Genomic DNA, 20,259 nt, shown 5'->3' on the forward strand with positions numbered 1-20,259 from the left:
CGCCGAATGACTCAGACTACGGAAACCGAACGCTCCACGGCCAGCCCGCTGCGTTCCGTTGACCATCTCGACCCCAAACAGTTCATTATTATTAAAGGGGCGAAAGTACATAATTTAAAAGGAATTGATGTTGCCATACCGCGCAACAAGCTCGTTGTTCTGACCGGCCTGTCGGGGTCGGGCAAGTCCTCGCTCGCCTTTGATACCTTGTTTGCCGAAGGCCAGCGCATGTATGTCGAAAGCCTTAGCAGCTACGCCCGCCAGTTTCTGGGACGCATGGAAAAGCCGGAGGTCGAATACATCAAAGGAGTTTCGCCCGCCATCGCCATCGAACAGAAAGTATCGACCCGAAATCCGCGCTCAACGGTTGGAACGTCTACGGAAATTTATGATTATCTGAAGCTACTCTTCGCCCGGGCAGGAATTACGTATTCGCCCGTATCAGGCCATGAAGTTCGCAAAGATACGGTTACGGATGTCGTCAATTTTATGTACGAATTCGAAGCCGGGCAGCGGGTTATGGTGATGGCCCCGTTGCGGGTGCGCGAAGGCCGAACCCTGGCGTATGAGCTGAATATCCTGCTTCAGAAAGGATACACCCGGATCGTGGCCGATGGGAAAGTCATCCAGATTGAAGATGTGCTGGGGGCTACAACCGACGGGCAGATTGTTTCCGAGGCCGTCGATCAGGAATTAGCGGCCAACGAACTGGAAATTCTGGTCGACCGGGGAACGGTGCTGTACGATGTGGATGGTAAACCGGACGAAGACAATCAATACCGGTTCTCCGACTCGGTCCAGACCGCATTCAACGAAGGCGAAGGCACCTGCCGGGTTGATATCGTCGGTAAGGAGTCGCGCATTTTCTCGGATAAGTTCGAGCTGGACGGTATAGTATTTGAAGAGCCAAGCGTAAACCTGTTCACTTTCAATAATCCCTACGGCGCCTGCCGTCGGTGCGATGGATTTGGGAAAGTGCTGGGTATCGACCCCGATCTGGTGATTCCGGACAAAAATCTGTCGGTTTTCGAAGGAGCCATTGCTCCCTGGCGAAGCGAGAAAATGAGCGAGGAGTTTCTACGGCCTCTGCTCAAAAATGGTATTCGTTTCGATTTCCCGATCCATCGGCCTTATAAAGACCTGACACCGGCCGAGCAGGAACTGCTCTGGACGGGTAATAAATATTTCGACGGACTGAACGCATTTTTCAACTTCGTCGAAAGCCAGACCTTCAAGGTACAGTACCGGGTGATGCTGTCGCGCTACCGGGGTAAAACCACCTGCCCGGAATGCCGGGGTTCGCGACTGCGTAAGGATGCCAGCTACGTGAAAGTCGCGGGAAAGTCCATTACGGATCTGGTGCTGATGCCCATTATGCAGGTGACCGTCTTCTTCCAGCAACTCGAATTGCCGGAACATCAGCAACAGGTAGCTAACCGAATTCTGGTCGAAATTCGAAATCGACTGGATTATATGGAGCGAGTCGGCCTAGGATATCTGACACTCAACCGGCTTACAAACACACTGTCTGGCGGTGAATATCAACGAATTAAACTAGCTACCTCGCTGGGCTCAGCACTGGTAGGGTCGATGTATATTCTGGACGAACCGAGTATCGGTCTGCATCCGCGGGATACGCAACGGCTCGTTAGCGTGCTGGAATCCCTGCGCGACATGGGTAATACGGTCATCGTAGTCGAACACGAAGAAGAAGTCATGCGATCGGCTGATCAACTCATCGACATTGGTCCTGATGCGGGTTCATTGGGCGGTCAGTTGGTCTTCCAGGGCACCTGGGCGGACATTGCAGAGGGCAAAGGGCAGAGGGCAGAGGATGCAAATGGCCAGGAAACCTCTACGCCCCATGCCCTTACCCCACTGCCCTCCCACACCCTCGACTTTCTGACGGGCCGTGAGACGGTACCGGTGCCGACGTTCCGACGTAAGGCAACGAACTTCATTGAGCTGAAAGGCGCCCGGGAAAACAATCTGAAAGGGGTAGACGTACGCTTTCCGCTCAATACGCTGACAGTAGTAACGGGTGTATCGGGCTCGGGAAAGAGCACGCTGATCCGGAAGGTATTGTTTCCGGCTCTGATGCGGCAGAAAGGCGATGCAGCCGAAGAAGCGGGTAGATACGATTCGCTCAGCGGCTCACTGGATCGCGTTTCAGCCATCGAAATGATTGACCAGAACCCGATCGGTAAGTCCAGCAGGTCGAATCCAGTCACGTACATTAAAGCCTATGATTATCTGCGGCAGGTAATGGCCGATCAGCCCGTGGCTAAATCGCGGGGATATAAACCCAGTCATTTTTCGTTTAATGTCGACGGTGGTCGGTGTGAAGTATGTCAGGGAGAGGGCGAGGTTAAGATCGAAATGCAGTTCATGGCCGATATCTACCTCAAGTGCGAAGGCTGCGGAGGCAAACGCTTCAAACAGGAGGTGCTGGAGGTAACCCTGCACGATAAAAACGTGTCGGACATTCTGGAGTTGACCGTCGATGAAGCCATTGAGTTTTTCCGTAAGTTCGACAATAAAATGGCCGACAAACTACAGCCCCTGCAGGACGTAGGCCTGGGTTATATCGGCCTTGGCCAATCAGCCAACACGCTTTCAGGTGGTGAGGCTCAGCGGGTTAAGCTGGCTTCGTTTCTGGGAAAAGGAAATCCGAACAAAGGCAGTACGCTGTTTATTTTCGACGAACCAACAACGGGACTTCATTTCCACGATATCCGCAAACTGCTTTCGGCAATCAATGCGCTGGTCGATCAGGGCGATTCGGTCATCATCATCGAACATAACATGGAAGTGATCAAAAGCGCTGACCATGTCATCGACCTCGGCCCGGAAGGTGGCGAAACTGGCGGCTATGTTACATTTACAGGTACCCCTGAGGAGATGGTGAAACTTCCCGAAGGCGAAAACTATACCGCCGATTATTTGCGCGGTAAAGTGTAGAAATTGGCTAAAGCACTGACATAAAATGTCCTACATTCTGGTGAAGTGTAGGACATTTGTTACATCTTCGTTATGGCATTTCAATGGCATCCATGCATTTGCAGCTTAGATGAATCAGCAACTCACAGAGGATTATTATTCCTCGCCCAGTGCTTAAGCAAGTCGGTATCGAAACTGACATTGAGTTGGTGATAAAAGACGGGGCCATCATCCTTCGGCCCACAAACACGCATCCAGCATCCACGAGCGGGTTGGGATGAAGCCTTCGAAAAGGCGTCCGAGACAGGCTATATTCCAGACGATGATTTGTTTGAAAACGCTTCTAATTCGTTTGACGAGACAGAATGGTAATAACTCGCTTCGACGTCTGGCAGGTTTCATTAGATCCGACCCGAGGCAGTGAAATTGCCCAAATGCCCCCTGCGTTATTATTTCTCCTGATCCGGTCAATCGCTCTCTTAATACAGGTATGGCTGCCCTTTTAATCAGTACTCGTAAATCATACCCGACTCGAGTCAATTGTCAGTTTGAAGGAAGTGAAAGCCAGATTACGCCTGATCAGGCTCGAAGCGTCGACAAAGTACGGTTGATGAAGCAAATTGAGCAACTGGATGACGCGGTTTGTCATCAGGTTTGTGCTAGGCTGGTAGCCTTATTTACGTATTAACAAGCGCTTCAAAACTTTTTCTTATTTTCGTGGTGGATTTCTTCTATCCACCTACGTATGTCTTCATCGGTAAAGTGGGCTTTTTGGCTCATCCTCTGGCCTTTTTTTGCCACCGCACAGCTCCAGATTTCGCACCCTATGCCTCGGCTGGTCGTTCAGCGTGCGGCCGATGGCAACGGCCGGGTATACCTATCTGGCCGACTTACAGGCAGCGTCGATCGCGTAGAAGCGCAGTTAACGCCCGTTGCGGGGGGCCAGGGTACGGCCACTGACTGGCAAATCGTTCAGACGACGCCCACCAATAACCTTTTTCTCGGATACATCACAGGGGCAGGTGGCTGGTATGTGCTGACCGTACGCACGATCGTCGGTACGACGGTGACCGCCCAGGCGGCAGTTCAGCCAATAGGCATTGGCGAGGTTTTTATTACCGCCGGGCAGTCGAACGCCCGTGGTCTCGGCGTTGGTGATAACGACCTGGGTACGGCCACCGACCGGGTTAATGCCATCGACTCTATCAATCACTCGTATCCACCAGGTGCGCAGGCGCTTGTATCGTCCGGCGACCCGTCGCCGGTACCGGTTTATAAAGCCCTGACGGCGGGCCGGCGGGTTTTCCCGATGGCCGAAAGTTCGTGGGGCTGGGGCGAACTGGGCGACTATGTCGTTAACCGGTATAACGTACCTGTCGCTTTCTACGTGACGGGCTGGGATGGCTCTACGGTTGAAAACTGGTATAATACCGCCAATGGCATTCCGACCTGCAACCGCTATTACTGCGTCGAGAACTGGCCTAACCTTCAGCCGTATACCAACCTCAGAAACGTACTGACGTATTATGGATCGATGTCGGGCGTGCGGGCGGTACTGTGGCATCAGGGTGAAGCCGAATACAACTACGATAGCAACAACACCAGCATTCCGTATTACTATAATCGGTTGACGGCCGTTATTCAGAAATCGAGGCAGGATTTCGGCGGGCGAAACGTACCCTGGATGGTGGCCCGTGCTTCGTTCGACGGGCAGGTAACTCGTCCCGAACTCATCACGGAGCAACAGCGGGTCATCGACACGCCCGGTCTGAACGTATTTCAGGGGCCTTACAACGACACCATCACGCTTCGGAATGCAGGATCCACCGATGTGCATTTCCGTAATATCTCGCGCCCCTCTCCCCTACCCAATTATTATCTGAATCAGACGGCGATTCCGCAAAATATGGGGCTGTCGCGTTTTGCCCGCAACTGGAACAACAGTCTGAACAATACCTTCTTTCAGAACGCGGTACCGATCACACCTGCGCAATTTGCGGTCACCGGCAATCTTGCCGATTACGCAGTGCCTGGCTCCAGCTTGAGTGTATCTTTTAGTACGCTCGGTTCCTTCAATGCTGGCAACCAGTGGCAGGTCCAGTTGCTCGATTCGCTGGGCCAGTATAAGGCGATTCTGGGAAGCGGTTCGACCAGCCCCATCCAGGTAACCCTGCCGAACGATTACCAGAGCGGGCGTTATCAGGTACGGGTCGTGTCGACCTCCCCCGCCATGCCTGCCGTTCCCTCTAATTTATTCCGGATTACGACCCAGCCGCCACTGGCCGACCTGAGCTTGAGCATGAGCAGCAGCCAGCGGACACTCAATGTGAATGATCCGGTCACGATTACCCTGGCCGTCAAAAACGACGGTCCTGGCCCGGCCACCAATGTTGTCGTGCGAAACCGTCTGCCCGATAACCTGGCGTATGTTTCGGGCTCGGGCATAACCGCCAGCGGAAACGTACTGACCGGTACCATTGCCAGCCTGAACGTCGGTGCATCGACAGCCCTCAGCTTTACAGCGAAACCGACAGCCGTGGGCGCTTACCGCAATGCGGCTGAAATTGCGCAATCATCGGTAAATGATCCCGATAGTCAGCCTAACTCGGGTACGGGCGATGGTCAGGACGACGCTACGCAGGTCGAGTTTCAAACGCTGCAGGGAAACAGCTCTCTGTATGTTTCTCCTAATCCGAACCAGGTTCCGCTACCGGCGGTTGCCAGCAATCAGCCTGCGCCTGACCCCAACAAGGCGGACGTTAGCCTGAGTCTGTCGGTCAGTAGCCGCGTTCTTAAAGTAGGCGACGTTGTTACCTACTCGCTGACAATCAGCAACCAGGGCGGCCTGACCGCTACGAACATTGGTGTGGCTGCTTATTTACCGGCTGGCCAGTCTTTTGTGTCAGGAAACGGTTTGACTCCGTCTGGTGGCACCGTGGCAGGCACAGTAGGTAGTCTGGCTGCGGGTGCCAGTGTCACTCTGCAGTTCCAGGTTAGTGTTACCGCTTCGGGCAATGCTAGTTGCACGGCTGAAGTGGCGTCGTCTGGGGTAGCTGATCCGGATTCCACGCCGGGGAATGGTATGACCAACGGCGAAGACGATACCGCAAGGGTCGATGTCCGCGTACAATAACCTCACTTCGGTTATGAACTCAAACTGAACCGTTTAGAGAATTTATCCGTTAAAATTGAATCAATCGGTGATTAACATAGTACAAAAATCAGTTTCTCTGCTTTCAGAAGTATGTGTTGATTTTCGGGGTTCGCTGTATGAAAACTGGATGGATTCTATTGGGTGCTGTATCGATCGCGGTAGTGCTGATGCTCTCCTCGTTTCTCGGCTTCTTTGAAAGCCGGGTAGATTATAACACCCAGATCAAGCCTTTACTGAACAAAAACTGCATTGTCTGCCACGGGGGCGTCAAAAAAGCATCGGGTTTCTCCCTGCTTTTCAAACAGGAAGCCCTGGCTCCCGCTAAATCGGGCAAGCCAGCTATTGTTCCGGGAGATGCCGACGCGAGCGAAATGATTCGGCGGCTAACCTTGCCCGATGCCGATGAACGGATGCCGCTCGATCATCCTCCGCTGAAACCCGATGAAATTGAATTACTTCGCAACTGGATCGATCAGGGTGCCCAATGGGGCGACCACTGGGCCTATCAATCTGTGCAGAAGCCTGAGGTTCCTAAAATTGGCACCTTCTGGAGCCGACTTGGTATAGCCGACAATGATGAACTGAAGTGGGCTAAAAACGATATCGACCACTTCGTGCTGGATAAGCTCAGGCAAGAGCAACTCCACCCATCGCCCGAGGCCGATCGGGCGACGCTGATCCGCCGGGTTTCGCTCGACTTGACGGGATTACCACCTACCGAACGGGAAGTCGCGACGTTTCTGGCCGATAAGTCCCCAAATGCCTATGAGCGGGTTGTAGACCAGTTCCTGAAATCTCCGGCTTACGGCGAACGCTGGACGGGTATGTGGCTCGATCTGGCTCGTTATGCCGATACAAAAGGCTATGAGCGCGATCCGGGCCGCAAGATCTGGCGCTACCGCGACTGGCTCATCAACGCGTTCAACACTGACAAACCCTTCGACCAGTTCACCGTTGAGCAGTTGGCGGGCGATTTATTGCCGAACCGGACGGAGGATCAACTCGTGGCAACGGGTTTTCACCGGAACACCATGACCAACGACGAAGGGGGCACCCAGGATGAGGAGTTCCGGACGGCCGCCGTTCTCGATCGGGTCAATACAACCTGGGATGTCTGGCAGGGAACGACGTTCGCCTGCGTGCAATGCCATAGTCATCCCTACGATCCGTTTGTCCACGACGAATACTACAAATACCTTGCCTTCTTCAACAATACCCGTGATGAAGACGTCACGAGCGACACCCCTACCCTGCGGTTCCTCAAGCCGGAGGATTCGCTCAAAGTTGTTGGTTTGCAACAGTATATTCAGTCGACCGTTGTCAATCCAAAGCAGGCTCAGTCCAGCATAAAGTCGATCACCGATTTTGTTCGTACCATCGAACCCAAAATCAACTCGCATGATTTCGACCAGTACGTAAATGCCTCGTTGCTGGACGCGAAATATTTTGGCTTTCAGGATAAAGGGTCGGCCCGCATCAGAAATGTCACTCTGACCGGTCGCCCGCGTTTGCTGATCCGCTGGGGTACAAAGGCCGTCGATGCAACCGTTACATTGCGGCAGGATGCTCTGAATGGGCCGATTCTAGCCCAGTTTCCGACTCCTAAACCGGGAAAAGATACCGTGCAGATGATTCCGCTTCCAGCGGTGCAGGGCCGGCATGATTTGTATCTGTCACTAACCAGCCCGAAAAAGCCGAAAGAATGGGTACAAATCAAGTGGGTATCGTTCCAACCGATTTTACCGGGTCAGCCGACCGACGCCATTGGCGAACAAGATAAGATATTGACCCATTTGCTGCTGGCCGACGCGGAACAAACACCGGTTTTGCTGGATGGCTCGGGCGATCTGGCACGCGAGACCCACGTTTTCGAACGCGGTAACTGGACCGTCAGGGGGAAGCGGGTAACCCCCGACGTGCCAAAATCTTTCCCCGCTATGGACCCGAAGCTACCCAAAAACCGGCTGGGACTGGCGCGCTGGATGGTCAGCCGGGAACATCCCCTGACAGCCCGGGTTGCGGTTAACCGCTTTTGGGAGCAATTATTCGGGGCAGGCATTGTGGAGACGGTTGAAGACATGGGTACGCAGGGGATTTCTCCTACGCACCGTGAGTTACTGGATTACCTGGCGGTCGAGTTCATGGAAACCGACCATTGGAGCGTGAAAAAACTACTGAAGCGGATGGTCATGTCGGCCACATATCGGCAACAGGCCAAGACATCTCCCGAACTACTGGCCAAAGATCCGTTCAACAAATGGCTGGCACGCGGCCCACGGGTTCGTTTGTCGGCCGAAGCCGTACATGATCAGGCGCTGGCGGTTAGTGGTTTATTGAGCCATAAAATGTACGGTCCTAGTGTGATGCCGCTACAACCCGATGGGATCTGGCAGTCGCCCTACGACGGCGAAACCTGGAAACAGAGCACAGGCGAGGACCTTCATCGGCGGGCTTTATATACATACTGGAAACGTACGGCTCCCTATCCATCGATGGTTACCTTCGACAGCCCGAGTCGGGAGTTCTGCCAGTCGCGACGCATCCGAACGAACACGCCTTTACAGGCGCTGGTGACGCTCAATGATCCGGTGTATGTAGAAGCGGCCCAGCAGTTAGCCGATTATATGCGGGTACACGGTCGTACACCCGAAGCACAAATTCGGGCGGGCTTCCGACGGGTAATGCTACGGGAGTTATCGCCCGGAAAGCTGGCTATCCTGGCTCGTCTTTATCGATCAACCGAAGCTCATTACCGGCAGAAACCCAACGAGGTGGGAAATCTGTTGGCCCAGCCGGGTCTCGACTGTGCTACCGTTACGCCCCAGTTTGCGGCCCTAACGGTAACAGCGAATACCATGCTCAATCTGGACGAAGTGATTACGAAAGAATAGGTATCCTGGGCTTTAGCCCGTTTCTAATGATAAAACACGGGCTAAAGCCCATGGTACCATGAACAAACTCCTTCAGGAACTCCAGCAGGCGACTGCCGCTCAGGAAACCCGACGGCACTTCCTGCATACCTGCACAACAGGCTTAGGAGCCATGGCCCTCAGCTCCGTTCTGGGAAGTTGTGGTTTCTCGACCAAAGACGAAAAGGCTACGAATCTCGCTGGGACGGTGTCGGGTGAGCCAACAGCTCCCCATGCATCGCAGTACCTGCCTAAAGCACAACGGGTAATTTACATCCACATGGCCGGCGCACCCAGCCAGCTCGAACTGTTCGACTACAAGCCGGAACTGGCCAAATACCATGGAAAAGATTGTCCGCAGGAATTACTGACGGGTAAGAAATTTGCGTTTATCCGGGGGGTGCCCAAGATGCTCGGCCCACAGGGTAAATTTAAACAGCACGGCCAATCGGGAGCCTGGGTATCGGATTATCTGCCTCATTTACAGACTATGGTAGATGACATTTCGTTCATCAAAGCCATGCATACCGACCAGTTCAATCATGCCCCGGCGCAGCTACTCATGCATACTGGCAGCGCCCGGCTGGGCCGCCCAAGTATGGGTTCGTGGGTGACGTATGGACTAGGTACGGAAAACGATAACCTGCCAGGGTACATCGTACTGGCATCGGGCGGCAAGCAACCCGATGCCGGAAAATCGGTTTGGGGGAGTGGATTTTTGCCGACGGTTTATCAGGGTGTCCAGTGCCGCACGGATGGTGACCCGGTTCTCTACGCATCGGACCCCTCAGGCATCAGCCGCGACATTCGGAAGCAGACCATCGATGCGATTACCCAAATTAATCAGCAGGAGTACGAAGACGTTAAAGACCCTGAAATTCTGACCCGCATTGCGCAGTATGAACTAGCCTTCCGGATGCAAATGTCGGTGCCGGACGCGATGGACATCAAGAGTGAACCCCAGTATATTCTGGACAGCTATGGAGCCGATCCCAACAAAGGCTCCTTTGCCCGAAACTGCCTGCTGGCCCGTCGGCTGGTTGAGCGGGGTGTACGATTCGTGCAACTGTTCGACTGGGGATGGGATTCGCACGGCACGGGTAAGGATGGGTCGCTGGAGTATGGCCTGCGCGAAAAATGCCGGGAGTCGGATCAGGCCGTTACGGCCCTGCTGAACGATCTGAAGCAACGGGGCTTACTGGACGATACGCTGGTTGTCTGGGGTGGAGAGTTCGGTCGCACGCCTATGCAGGAAAATCGCGACGGGCAAACCCTGCCGTTTATGGGCCGCGATCACCATCTGGAAGCGTTTACGGTCTGGATGGCCGGTGGTGGGGTAAAGAAAGGTTTTTCTTACGGCGAAACCGACGATATCGGGTACTACGGCGTCAAAGACAAGGTACACGTGCATGATCTTCAGGCCACGATTCTGCATCTGCTAGGCTTCGACCATACGAAACTGACCTATCAGTTTCAGGGCCGCCCGTTCCGCCTGACGGACGTGGCCGGTAAGATTGTCAGACCGGTGCTGGCCTGATCCGCCGTGGGCTTTATTGTCTAAATTAAAATAGCAACAATTTCTTAATCAGACTCCGGGCAAAACCGTCAGCTTCAGGATTTTCTTTGTATTTGAAACCAATCCTGAATTATATGCTGTCGTCAGGAGCTTTCGGATGGGTTTACTTAGTCGGTGCCGGCTTTTGTGAAATGGCCTGGATGTACTCACTCAAGTACATCCGTTGGAATACGCTCAAAACAATGCGCTGGTCTACTTTCTATCAGGCCAATACCGACCGTTTCACCTTGATCGCTTTAGTGGCTTATGTGGTTTTTGGCATCGTCAACACCATTTTGCTGGCAGCCGCCATGCGAACGATTCCGACTACCACGGCTTTTGCCGTCTGGATGGCCCTGACCCTGGCGTTCTTAAAAGCAACGGACGTTTTCTGGCTGAAAATGAGCTGGTCCTGGCCCGAACTTTTTTTTATTCTGTTGATAGCCGTCGGTATCGTCGGCTTGAAAGCAGCCGGTCCAACTAATTGATTCTGAAAAGTACGCTACTCTATTCCAGCACTTTAGGCACTTCAAAGAAACGGTCATCGTGTTGAGGGGCGTTGGCCAGCGCCTGCTCACGGGGCAGATGGTTTCCGACTACATCTTCGCGTAACACGTTCGTTTCGGCCGAGATGTGCGTCAGCGGTTCGACACCGGTGGTGTCGACCTCATTAAGCTGCTCCATCCAGGTCAGCACCCCATTCAGGCTGTTGAGCAGATCGGCTTCTTCTTCGGGCCGGACTTCCAGCCGCGCCAGGTGCGCAATTTTTTGTAAGGTTTCGTGATCGACTTTCATACAGGGTGCCAGAACGAACGGTTAAGCCATTGCTTTCTTCTCGCTCATCAATTCAGAATCAATAATTCGATAGGTTTCTTTTTTCAATTGGTCGAGATCACTTTGCGTCATGCCTGCTGTTTCGATGGGCGGGTGAACGACCGCTCGCAAGGTATGCCGATGAAATCGAACCGGACTCTTATCGGGTAAAATCTGATAATTATTCAGCAGACTAATCGGGACAATCGGCACCTGCTGCTGAATGGCCATCAGGAAAGCTCCATCCTTAAACGATACCATCTGCGGTGGTTCGGGCGCCCGAATGCCGCCCTCCGGAAAGATCATGATACTACGCCCAGCGGCCAGCGTTCGGATGGATTTGGCCAGCGAATAAGCCCGGCTGTTGGCTGCTTCCCGATCTACCTGAACGTGTAACTTAGCAAACATATACCCCAGCAGAGGAATGTGTTTTACTTCGCTTTTCCCAACAAAAGCATAGTAGTTATCCAGAATCACGCCCATGGCCGCAATGTCCAGGTAAGAAAAGTGGTTCGCGCAAAACACATAAACGCCTTTGGGATCAGGCCCGAACCGGTATTCGACCCGGATAGGAATACCGATTCCGGCAAAAAATAGGCGTCCCCAGATAGCATTGACTTTATGTGCCAGCGGCTTCCAGTCGTCTCGCTGCAAAAACACGAACTGGATCGGGAATAAGACCAGATAGAGCGATACGAACCAAAAAGCGCACCAGATCGTGTAGAGCATGACTGTCTGAACCAGGATTTTTATGATTTGATTGACTGACTTTGATTACTTGATCAAGCTTTCCTTGAAAGCAAAAATCAAAGTCAGTCAATCAAATCATAAAAATCCCGGTTCTGATTAGTGTTTAAAATGCCGCACGCCTGTTGTCACCATCGCTAACCCGTGCTCGTTGCAATAGTCGATGGAATCCTGATCACGGATCGAGCCGCCGGGTTGTACCACAGCCGTAATGCCCGCTTTGCCCGCAATCTCAACGCAGTCGGGGAAGGGGAAGAACGCATCCGAGGCCATGACCGATCCTGTTAGATCGAAGCCGAAGGTGTGGGCTTTTTCAATCGCCTGCCGCAGGGCATCCACACGAGAGGTTTGCCCGACACCACTGGCTAGTAGTTGCCCCTCTTTGGCCAGCACGATCGTATTGGACTTAGTGTGCTTACATACCTTCAGCGCAAATTCCAGCGCCCGCCGTTCGCTTTCCGTTGGTGCTTTTTCGGTTACTATCTTAAACTGGTCGGCGGTCTCGGTCTGATTGTCTTTGTCCTGCTCCAGCACGCCATTCAGAATGGTTTTAAACATGACGGTTGGCAGTTCGACCGGTTTCCGTTGCAATAAGATCCGGTTTTTCTTCGATTGCAGCAACGTCAACGCTTCAGGAGCGAAAGCCGGGGCAATCAGAATTTCCATGAACAGTTTGTTCAGTTCCTGGGCCGTTTCCAGATCGACGGGTCTATTCGTGATCACAACGCCCCCGAAGGCCGACACCGGGTCGCAGGCCAGCGCCTGTAAATACGCTTCTTTAGCCGTTGGCGCGGTGGCAATTCCGCAGGCATTCGTATGCTTGATAATGGCAAAAGCTGCTGGAGAACCTTCCGTTGCCGGAAACTCGTCGATCAGGCTTACACAGGCGTCCACATCGACTAAGTTATTATATGACAGCTCTTTCCCGTGCAGCTTCTCGAACATCGCGTTCAGATCACCGTAGAAACTAGCCTGCTGGTGCGGATTCTCGCCATACCGAAGATGGTTGGCAGGCAGGGATTTAAAATCGTAGATGGGTCCTTCATAATCGGTCCCCTGCGCCCCTTCTCCGGAAAAATACGCCTGGATCGCTGTGTCGTAATGCGACGTAACCGCAAAGGCTTCGCCTGCATACCGCCGTCGGTCGGCCAGATCGGTCGCACCGGCTTTTTCGGCCAGCAAATCGACCACGCCCGCGTACTGGCTCCGCGACGAAACGATCAGCACATCGTTGTAATTTTTGGCAGCCGCCCGGATCAGCGAAATTCCACCGATATCGATTTTTTCAATAATATCCTCATCCGACGCTCCGGAGGCAACCGTTTCTTCGAACGGATACAGATCGACCACTACCAGATCGATCGGCGGAATACGGTGGCGTTCTGCCTGTGCCAGATCTTCGGGCAGTTCGCGCCGGTACAAAATTCCACCCATCACCGCCGGATGCAGGGTTTTGACCCTTCCACCAAAAATAGACGGATAGCCCGTCAGGTCTTCAACGGCAGTGACTGGAATACCCAGCTGTTCGATAAAAGCCTGCGTACCGCCGGTTGAGTAGAGCTTGACCTGCTGTTCATGCAGTAGCCGGACTAAAGGTTCGAGACCGTCTTTGTAAAAAACGGAAATCAGCGCGGAGGAGATTTTCAGAGACATGAGTTGGAAACGCGTCGGGTCGTTTAGTACTAATTTTCCGACCGACTCTAAAAAATGAATGACAAGTTACGTTAAATAGACGAGTTACTGTTTCTATCAGACGAGGGACAAAGATACGCAAAGGTCTTAACTTTGTCAGCCCGAAGCGCGGCATTCGACTTGGCCCTTCGGTGCTTAAGTCCGGATAAAGTCAGGCTTACTTATTATCGATGAGTACATTCAAAAAATTAGCCAGCGACACGGCTTTATACGGCATCAGCACGATTCTGGGGCGGCTGCTGAATTATGCGCTGCTGCCGATCCAGACCTACGCCTTTGTCCGGCCAGCTGCGATGGCTTCCAACGTGGAGTTCTACAGTTGGATTGGGGTGTTGCTGGTTGTTTACACGCTGGGGCTGGAAACCGCTTTCTTTCGTTTTATGGCCCGGTCAAAAGGCGAATCTGCCGAGGAAAAGAGCCGTATTTTCAGTCAGTCGCTCAGTATTGTCGTTGTGATCAGTGTTCTCTCGACGATCTTATTATTCAGTCTGGCCACGCCCATAACCCAATGGCTGAATTACCCCGGACAGGAGCGGTTTGTGCAATGGTCGGCCCTGCTGGTAGCCATCGATGCCATCGTTGCTATTCCGTTTGCGCGCTTGCGGGTCGAGAACCGCGCACGCGAATTCGTATGGGCTAAGATCACCAACATTCTGATTGTCGTTGCTCTGAATGTGCTGTTCATCGTGCTGGCAAAAGACATTTATGAGGGAAAATACCTGACGGCCCTGCAACCGGTAGCTGGTCTGATTTATAAGCCAGCGATCGGTCCGGGATATATTTTTCTGGCCAACCTGATCGGGAATGCGCTGTATTTTGTCATCATCCGGAAAGCTTTCGCCGGATTTCGGTTTGAGTTAAACAACACCCAAAGCCGGGCGCTGATTGCCTACGCCTTTCCTATCATGCTGACGAATCTGGCAGCCGTGCTGAATGCGTTGACAGACCGGCTGTTTCTGCGCCATTTTCTGCCGCCTGGTTTTTATCCGGGCCTATCACCCGAAGCCGTACTAGGCATTTATGGCAGTTGCCTGAAGCTATCGGTTTTCATGGCATTGGCCATTCAGTCGTTCAAATTTGCGGCCGACCCGTTTTTTTTCTCCCAGGCCGAAGACAAAAATGCCCCTACCCTGCTGGCTACCGTAACGAAATGGTTTATCATCGTTTGTGTGCTGATCTGGGTGGGCGTGAGCCTGAATCTCGATCTGCTCGGTCAGTTGTTTCTCCGGTCAAAAGCGTACCGTGTCGGGCTGGATGTGGTGCCACTGCTCCTGCTGGGTAACCTGCTACTGGGCGTTTATTACAACATCTCGTTCTGGTTTAAACTGAGCGATAAAACGTTTTATGGCACACTGATTACCGTCGTCGGAACGGTTGTGACGATCGTTCTGAATCTGGTGCTCATTCCCGTAATCGGCTATATGGGGTGCGCCGTGGCATTTCTGGCTTCCAGTTTTGTCATGATGGCGATGTGTTATGTTCTGGGCGAAAAATATTATCCCGTTCCTTACGATGTAAAGTCGGCCATCGGCTACATTGTCAGCGCAGGGTTATTGATTTATGTATCCTGGCGCTTCCCCATTGAAAACCTGTGGCTGGCGGTACCCATACACCTGACGCTTTGCGCGATTTTTATTGCTGCTGTGCTATTCATTGAGCGCGATACGTTCCTGCCCTTAGTCAACCGATTCCGGAAACGATCCGCCAAACTCGCCAATAGCAATTCGTAGTGCTGAAGCTCTGGCTTCGAGTGATTTGAGCTGCCAACTGCTTTCATCCGAAGCTGGAGTTTCAGCTTTACAACGCCTGGCTATTATTCAGGTCAGCCACCGATTTTATGAAAAAGTGTGGTTAAAGACATTTAATTGTGGTTACGGTGTTTTTTATGGATAAATTTGGAGATAATCTGTTAAGACTGCCCCGTAAACAGTACTTACGTCATTCCATGAAACTGCCCTTCCGAAACGGTGCGTGGCTTGTACCCATCGCCTTTTTGTTTTTAATCACCTCCTGCCGTGAAAAGACCCTCTTTGAGCGCTTAAGTGCGTCCGAAACGGGGATTACGTTCAATAATACCATCACCAACAGCGATACGCTCAACATCCTGAACTACCAGTATTTTTATAATGGCGGTGGCGTCGGTGTCGGCGATTTCAACGGTGATCAGAAGCCCGATATATTCTTTGCCGGAAATCAGGTTTCGAACAAGCTGTATATCAACGATACCGAAGCGGGCGGAGGAAAGATTCACTTCAAAGATGCCACACAGTCGGCGGGCGTCGGTGGAAGCGGGCGCTGGTCGTCGGGGGTATCAGTCGTGGATATCAACGCCGATGGCAAGCTGGATGTGTATGTCTCCAATACGCTTCATAAGTCGGCCGCCCGACGGGCCAATCTGCTCTACGTCAACCAGGGGAATGACGCCAGCGGGTCGCCCAAGTTTCGCGAGATGGCCGTCGAGTATGGTATTGCCGACACCACCTACAGTACCCACTCGGCCTTCTTCGATTATGACAACGACGGCGATCTGGACCTGTTCGTACTGGTCGATCAGGTTGCCGACGAACGCAGTCCCAGCAACCTGCACGTGCGGATCGAAGATGGCTCCTCGCCCAATACCGACCGGCTGTACCGTAACGATTTCGACGCTAAGCGCGGACATGCCGTCTTTACGGATGTTACCCGGCAGGCAGGCGTGCTGGCCGAAGGGTTTGGACTAGGGGTGAACATCTGCGATATCAACCGCGATGGCTGGAAAGACATTTACGTCACCAATGATTTCACGACCAACGACGTGCTGTACATTAATAACCGAAACGGTACTTTCACGAACCGGGCCCGTGAGTCGTTCAAACACACCAGCTACACGGCTATGGGCAACGACGTTGCCGATGTCAACGGCGACGGCCTGGCCGATATTATGGTGATGGACATGCTCCCCGAAGATAACCTCCGCAAAAAGAGCCTGATGGGCAGCACCAGCTACTTTCTGTATCAGGAATGGGATCGGTTAAAGTACGAGCACCAGTACACGCGCAACACCCTACAGATCAATCAGGGTGTGCCGCCAACAGACACGTCGAAAGCGAAAGCCCCCATCTTCAGCGAGGTAAGCATGCTGGCCGGCGTCGCTGAGACCGAGTGGAGTTGGTCGTCGCTGCTGGCCGATTTCGATCAGGATGGTAATCGGGATTTACTCATTACCAACGGCTACCCGCGCGATATTACCGACCGGGATTTTATGGCCTATTACAGTTCTGTCAATCAGCTGTTATCCAACGACCTGCGTAAAAATCTGATCGATACCATTCCGGAAGTAAAGATCAGCAACTACGCTTTTCGGAATAAAGTAAGCGGCCCGTCGGGGATTCCGGAGTTCGAAAACGTAACCGTTCAGTGGGGTATGGAAGAGCCTAGCTTTTCCAACGGGGCGGCCTATGCTGATTTCGACGGCGACGGCGATCTGGATTACGTGATCAATAATGTCAACGAAGAAGCCTTCTTCTACCGGAATAACCTGGCTGAGCAAAAAACCGAAAATGCGCACTACCTCCGCATCAAGTTTCAGGGCGACGGAGCCAACCCGATGGGACTGGGCGCAATGGTTGAGTATGAGCTTGCCAACGGACGCAAAGAGTTTTACGAACACACGCCCTACCGGGGCTATTTGTCCAGCATCGAGCCGATAGCCCATTTCGGATTAGGCAAGGTCAACACCATCAAAAACCTGAAAGTGACCTGGCCCGGCGGGCGAGTCCAGATCCTGCCCAGTGTCAGTACCGATCAAACGATTATCCTGAAAGCAGCCGATGCGCAACCCGCAACTTCGGCCGTGATTGCGACGACAAAACCGCTTTTGCAGGATGTAACGGCTGCGCTGGGAATCGACTACCGGCACGAAGAAACGGACATTATCGATTTCAATCTACAAAAAACCCTGCTCCATAAGCTCACTGAGTATGGCCCTGCGCTGGCGGTTGGCGACGTCAACGGCGATGGCCTGATGGACATGGTCGTGGGAGGCAGCGCCAACTACCCCGCAGAAGTATTGCTGCAACAGCCAACGGGCCGGTTTGTTCTGAAAGCACTCCCCACTAAGCTCTCCGAAGATGCTGGTCTGCTGTTATTCGATGCGGATGGCGATAATGATCTGGACCTGTACGCAGCCAGCGGTAGCCCCGAATTCAATCCGGATCAACTGGAAGCGGCCATGCGCCACCGGCTCTACGAAAATGACGGTAAAGGCAATTTCACGCTGAATACGAGCGCGTTGCCCAATTTTCGGGTCAATGGTTCCTGCGTAAAAGCCGCCGATTTCGACCGCGACGGTGACCTCGATCTATTCGTAGGTGGTCGCGTTGAGCCGTATAAATACCCCGTGGGTGCACCCAGCTACTTGTTCCGAAATGACAGCCAGCGAGGTACGATACGCTTTACGGACGTAACCGCTCAGCTGGCGCCTACGCTCGTCAAAGGCGGACTGACCTGCGATGCCCTCTGGACGGATTACGACAAAGATGGCTACGTCGATCTATTGCTCGCCAGCGAGTGGGCTCCTCTCACTATGCTACACAACGAAAAAGGCAGATTTAAGCCTCTCGATAACAGTGGCCTGACCGACAAATCAGGTTTCTGGAATTCGCTGGCATCCGGCGACTTCGACAATGACGGTGATATCGATTATCTGGCGGGCAATCTTGGTCAGAATAATCTCCTGCGCGCCAGCCCGACCCGGCCGGTACAGATTTACGCGGGCGATTTCGACAACAACGGTTTTTACGATGCTTTCCCGTCTGTTTACTACAAAAGTCCCAATGGCCAGTACGACGAATATCCGTATTTTGGCTGGGATGACATGGTCAAGCAAATGATCGGGATCAAACGTCGGTACCTCAAATACAACGCGTTCGGCAAAGCATCCATGAGTCAGGTATTGACCGAAGAAGAGCGCAACCAGGCCCTTAAACTGTCGGCGACCTACCTGACCACCAGCTATATCGAAAACAAAGGAAATGGGCAGTTCGATGTGCGGCCGCTTCCCTTATCGGCTCAGACGGCTCCTGTTTTCGGCATGCTGACGCAGGATGTCGATGGCGACGGCAATCTGGATGCCGTGCTAGTGGGCAACGACTACGGTACCGATCTGGTCGCGGGTCGAATGGACGCTTTTAATGGATTGGTATTGAAAGGGAACGGCCAGGGAGGTTTCACCACGCTTCCACTGACTCAGTCCGGCTTTTTCGTGCCGGGTAATGCCAAAGCACTGGTTAACTGGCCGGATGCACAGGGACACTGTCGGGTGGCGGTCACCGAAAATCGAGGCCCGTTGCGTCTTTTTGCCGTTCAGCAACCACAAACGTTTACGCCGGTCGACACGCGAACAACGGTCGTAGATGTCCGACTTAAGAACGGCCGGATTCGGCGGCAGGAAATTCCTTTCGGCACTTCGTTCTACGGACAGTCGGCGCGGGGCGTGTGGTTATTACCGGGTGAACAAGTGGTTAAAAAATAGTCCGGTCCTGCCTGCGGGTGCGGGTCAATACGTTCGCTCACGGAGATTTGCCTGCGTAACGGTAGCGCTTAAGCTCCGAACCGCCGAGGTACCAAAGAAACCCGTCGCTTTCCGACCAGCCGTGTTGGCATTGATGATATTCGTGGGAACGTTGGCCGGCGGAGAAGCAAACAGCCCCCCGTTCGAAATCTGCGTCCGAAGTCCGCTCCAGAAATCGAAGGCTTCCGACGTAAGCGATTGGAGTTCGACCTTCACGTTATCATTCAGCGCATACAGACTGTCGGGATTGATCGAGAGTCGGATAGGAGCAATAAATACCAAGCCATCCGTGACGGTACTCCCCCCCCGAAAAGCGCCATCTTCCGTAATGATAATATTGCGGGTTTTATTCTGCAGCTCACCGTTACGGAAAAACCGGACCCGGTAATAATCGGCCGCGCCGGGAATGTCGGTGGCGTAAAACTCAGCCCGATACCCTTCAGTTTTGGAAAGCGGATTTAGTTTTCTCTTCACAAAAATAAGCGAGTCGATGGGCGGAACCCGGTTCAGTTTCGAGCTGGCCCGGTATGTTTCTCCCTGATATCCGATCGTGAGCTGATAGGTGCGCCCAATATGGCCCAGTGTGTCTTTGCCGGTCGGCTGCCAGGTGTAATAACCATCATTATCCGGGTCCAGAAAAGCATAAGTTTTTCCGGTATCGTCTACCACGGTTACGGTTGCGCTGGTGGCGGCCGGGGGCGTGTTGCTGTCGAAATAGGGAGCCGTCTGCGTTAGTCGAATGGTTTGCGGCCCTGGTTGATCCGTCAGGTTAGCGTCTACCGACAATTCAGTCGGGCCGGTATCGAGTTTGGCGTCAATAACGGTCGTGCAGCTGCTGAGGCTAGCCAGCGCGGCAATGAGCGATGAACAGATAAGAAATGCTTTCATATAGGTAGGA

General features: G+C 53.1%; 13 protein-coding genes. 9 read left to right on the forward strand and 4 right to left on the reverse strand.

The features are described 5' to 3' along the window. Positions 1–6 precede the first annotated feature (6 nt). The 7 genes from uvrA to ACYVC2_RS27745 all read left to right on the forward strand — a co-directional run bounded on the left by uvrA (position 7) and on the right by ACYVC2_RS27745 (position 11,046). Entirely contained in the window at positions 7–2,961 is a 2,955-nt protein-coding gene (gene uvrA / locus ACYVC2_RS27715; protein WP_461108076.1) for an excinuclease ABC subunit UvrA, read from the forward strand. A 113-nt stretch (positions 2,962–3,074) separates the two neighbouring features. After that, on the forward strand, positions 3,075–3,221 hold the full coding sequence (locus tag ACYVC2_RS27720) for an AbrB/MazE/SpoVT family DNA-binding domain-containing protein (protein WP_461108126.1): 147 nt from the start codon (positions 3,075–3,077) through the stop codon (positions 3,219–3,221). 209 nt (positions 3,222–3,430) lie between these two features. Beyond that, positions 3,431–3,628 carry a type II toxin-antitoxin system PemK/MazF family toxin gene (locus tag ACYVC2_RS27725; protein ID WP_461108078.1) on the forward strand — a complete coding sequence of 66 codons (198 nt, stop codon included), beginning with the start codon at positions 3,431–3,433 and terminating at the stop codon, positions 3,626–3,628. A gap of 57 nt (positions 3,629–3,685) precedes the next feature. Next, complete coding sequence (locus ACYVC2_RS27730) at positions 3,686–6,073, forward strand: sialate O-acetylesterase (RefSeq protein WP_461108080.1); 2,388 nt, start codon at positions 3,686–3,688, stop codon at positions 6,071–6,073. A 137-nt stretch (positions 6,074–6,210) separates the two neighbouring features. Beyond that, the gene (locus ACYVC2_RS27735; protein WP_461108082.1) at positions 6,211–8,985 is read left to right on the forward strand and encodes a DUF1553 domain-containing protein; all 2,775 of its coding nucleotides are present in this window, start codon (positions 6,211–6,213) and stop codon (positions 8,983–8,985) included. A gap of 58 nt (positions 8,986–9,043) precedes the next feature. Then, a complete protein-coding gene (locus ACYVC2_RS27740; RefSeq protein ID WP_461108084.1) occupies positions 9,044–10,540 on the forward strand; it encodes a DUF1501 domain-containing protein in 1,497 nt (498 codons plus the stop codon). Positions 10,541–10,653: 113 nt separating this feature from the next. Further along, the gene (locus ACYVC2_RS27745) at positions 10,654–11,046 is read left to right on the forward strand and encodes a DMT family transporter (RefSeq protein ID WP_461108086.1); all 393 of its coding nucleotides are present in this window, start codon (positions 10,654–10,656) and stop codon (positions 11,044–11,046) included. A 19-nt stretch (positions 11,047–11,065) separates the two neighbouring features. On the opposite strand, the gene gatC is transcribed toward ACYVC2_RS27745, so the two are convergent. The 3 genes from gatC to purH all read right to left on the reverse strand — a co-directional run bounded on the left by gatC (position 11,066) and on the right by purH (position 13,771). After that, a complete protein-coding gene (gatC, locus tag ACYVC2_RS27750) occupies positions 11,066–11,353 on the reverse strand; it encodes an Asp-tRNA(Asn)/Glu-tRNA(Gln) amidotransferase subunit GatC (RefSeq protein ID WP_461108089.1) in 288 nt (95 codons plus the stop codon). Positions 11,354–11,374: 21 nt separating this feature from the next. Continuing rightward, entirely contained in the window at positions 11,375–12,100 is a 726-nt protein-coding gene (locus ACYVC2_RS27755) for a lysophospholipid acyltransferase family protein (RefSeq protein ID WP_461108091.1), read from the reverse strand. A gap of 117 nt (positions 12,101–12,217) precedes the next feature. After that, the gene (gene purH, locus ACYVC2_RS27760) at positions 12,218–13,771 is read right to left on the reverse strand and encodes a bifunctional phosphoribosylaminoimidazolecarboxamide formyltransferase/IMP cyclohydrolase (RefSeq protein ID WP_461108093.1); all 1,554 of its coding nucleotides are present in this window, start codon (positions 13,769–13,771) and stop codon (positions 12,218–12,220) included. Positions 13,772–13,980: 209 nt separating this feature from the next. Between purH and ACYVC2_RS27765 the strand changes: the two genes are divergently transcribed. Further along, positions 13,981–15,540, forward strand: coding sequence for an oligosaccharide flippase family protein (locus tag ACYVC2_RS27765; RefSeq protein ID WP_461108095.1), 1,560 nt, complete (start codon positions 13,981–13,983; stop codon positions 15,538–15,540). A 215-nt stretch (positions 15,541–15,755) separates the two neighbouring features. Continuing rightward, positions 15,756–19,322, forward strand: coding sequence for a VCBS repeat-containing protein (locus ACYVC2_RS27770; protein WP_461108096.1), 3,567 nt, complete (start codon positions 15,756–15,758; stop codon positions 19,320–19,322). Between the two features lie 24 nt (positions 19,323–19,346). Here ACYVC2_RS27770 and ACYVC2_RS27775 read toward each other — a convergent pair whose 3' ends face one another. After that, the gene (locus ACYVC2_RS27775) at positions 19,347–20,249 is read right to left on the reverse strand and encodes a DUF4249 domain-containing protein (RefSeq protein ID WP_461108098.1); all 903 of its coding nucleotides are present in this window, start codon (positions 20,247–20,249) and stop codon (positions 19,347–19,349) included. Between the last annotated feature and the right edge of the window lie 10 nt (positions 20,250–20,259).

Source organism: Spirosoma koreense (genome assembly GCF_054777875.1).

Coding starts and splice junctions, on each gene's coding strand:
- ACYVC2_RS27765 (WP_461108095.1), top strand. CDS start 13,981: ATGAGTACATTCAAAAAATTAGCCAGCGACACGGCTTTATACGGCATC.
- uvrA (WP_461108076.1), top strand. CDS start 7: ATGACTCAGACTACGGAAACCGAACGCTCCACGGCCAGCCCGCTGCGT.
- ACYVC2_RS27725 (WP_461108078.1), top strand. CDS start 3,431: ATGGCTGCCCTTTTAATCAGTACTCGTAAATCATACCCGACTCGAGTC.
- ACYVC2_RS27745 (WP_461108086.1), top strand. CDS start 10,654: ATGCTGTCGTCAGGAGCTTTCGGATGGGTTTACTTAGTCGGTGCCGGC.
- ACYVC2_RS27740 (WP_461108084.1), top strand. CDS start 9,044: ATGAACAAACTCCTTCAGGAACTCCAGCAGGCGACTGCCGCTCAGGAA.
- ACYVC2_RS27735 (WP_461108082.1), top strand. CDS start 6,211: ATGAAAACTGGATGGATTCTATTGGGTGCTGTATCGATCGCGGTAGTG.
- ACYVC2_RS27730 (WP_461108080.1), top strand. CDS start 3,686: ATGTCTTCATCGGTAAAGTGGGCTTTTTGGCTCATCCTCTGGCCTTTT.
- ACYVC2_RS27755 (WP_461108091.1), bottom strand. CDS start 12,100: ATGCTCTACACGATCTGGTGCGCTTTTTGGTTCGTATCGCTCTATCTG.
- gatC (WP_461108089.1), bottom strand. CDS start 11,353: ATGAAAGTCGATCACGAAACCTTACAAAAAATTGCGCACCTGGCGCGG.
- ACYVC2_RS27770 (WP_461108096.1), top strand. CDS start 15,756: ATGAAACTGCCCTTCCGAAACGGTGCGTGGCTTGTACCCATCGCCTTT.
- purH (WP_461108093.1), bottom strand. CDS start 13,771: ATGTCTCTGAAAATCTCCTCCGCGCTGATTTCCGTTTTTTACAAAGAC.
- ACYVC2_RS27775 (WP_461108098.1), bottom strand. CDS start 20,249: ATGAAAGCATTTCTTATCTGTTCATCGCTCATTGCCGCGCTGGCTAGC.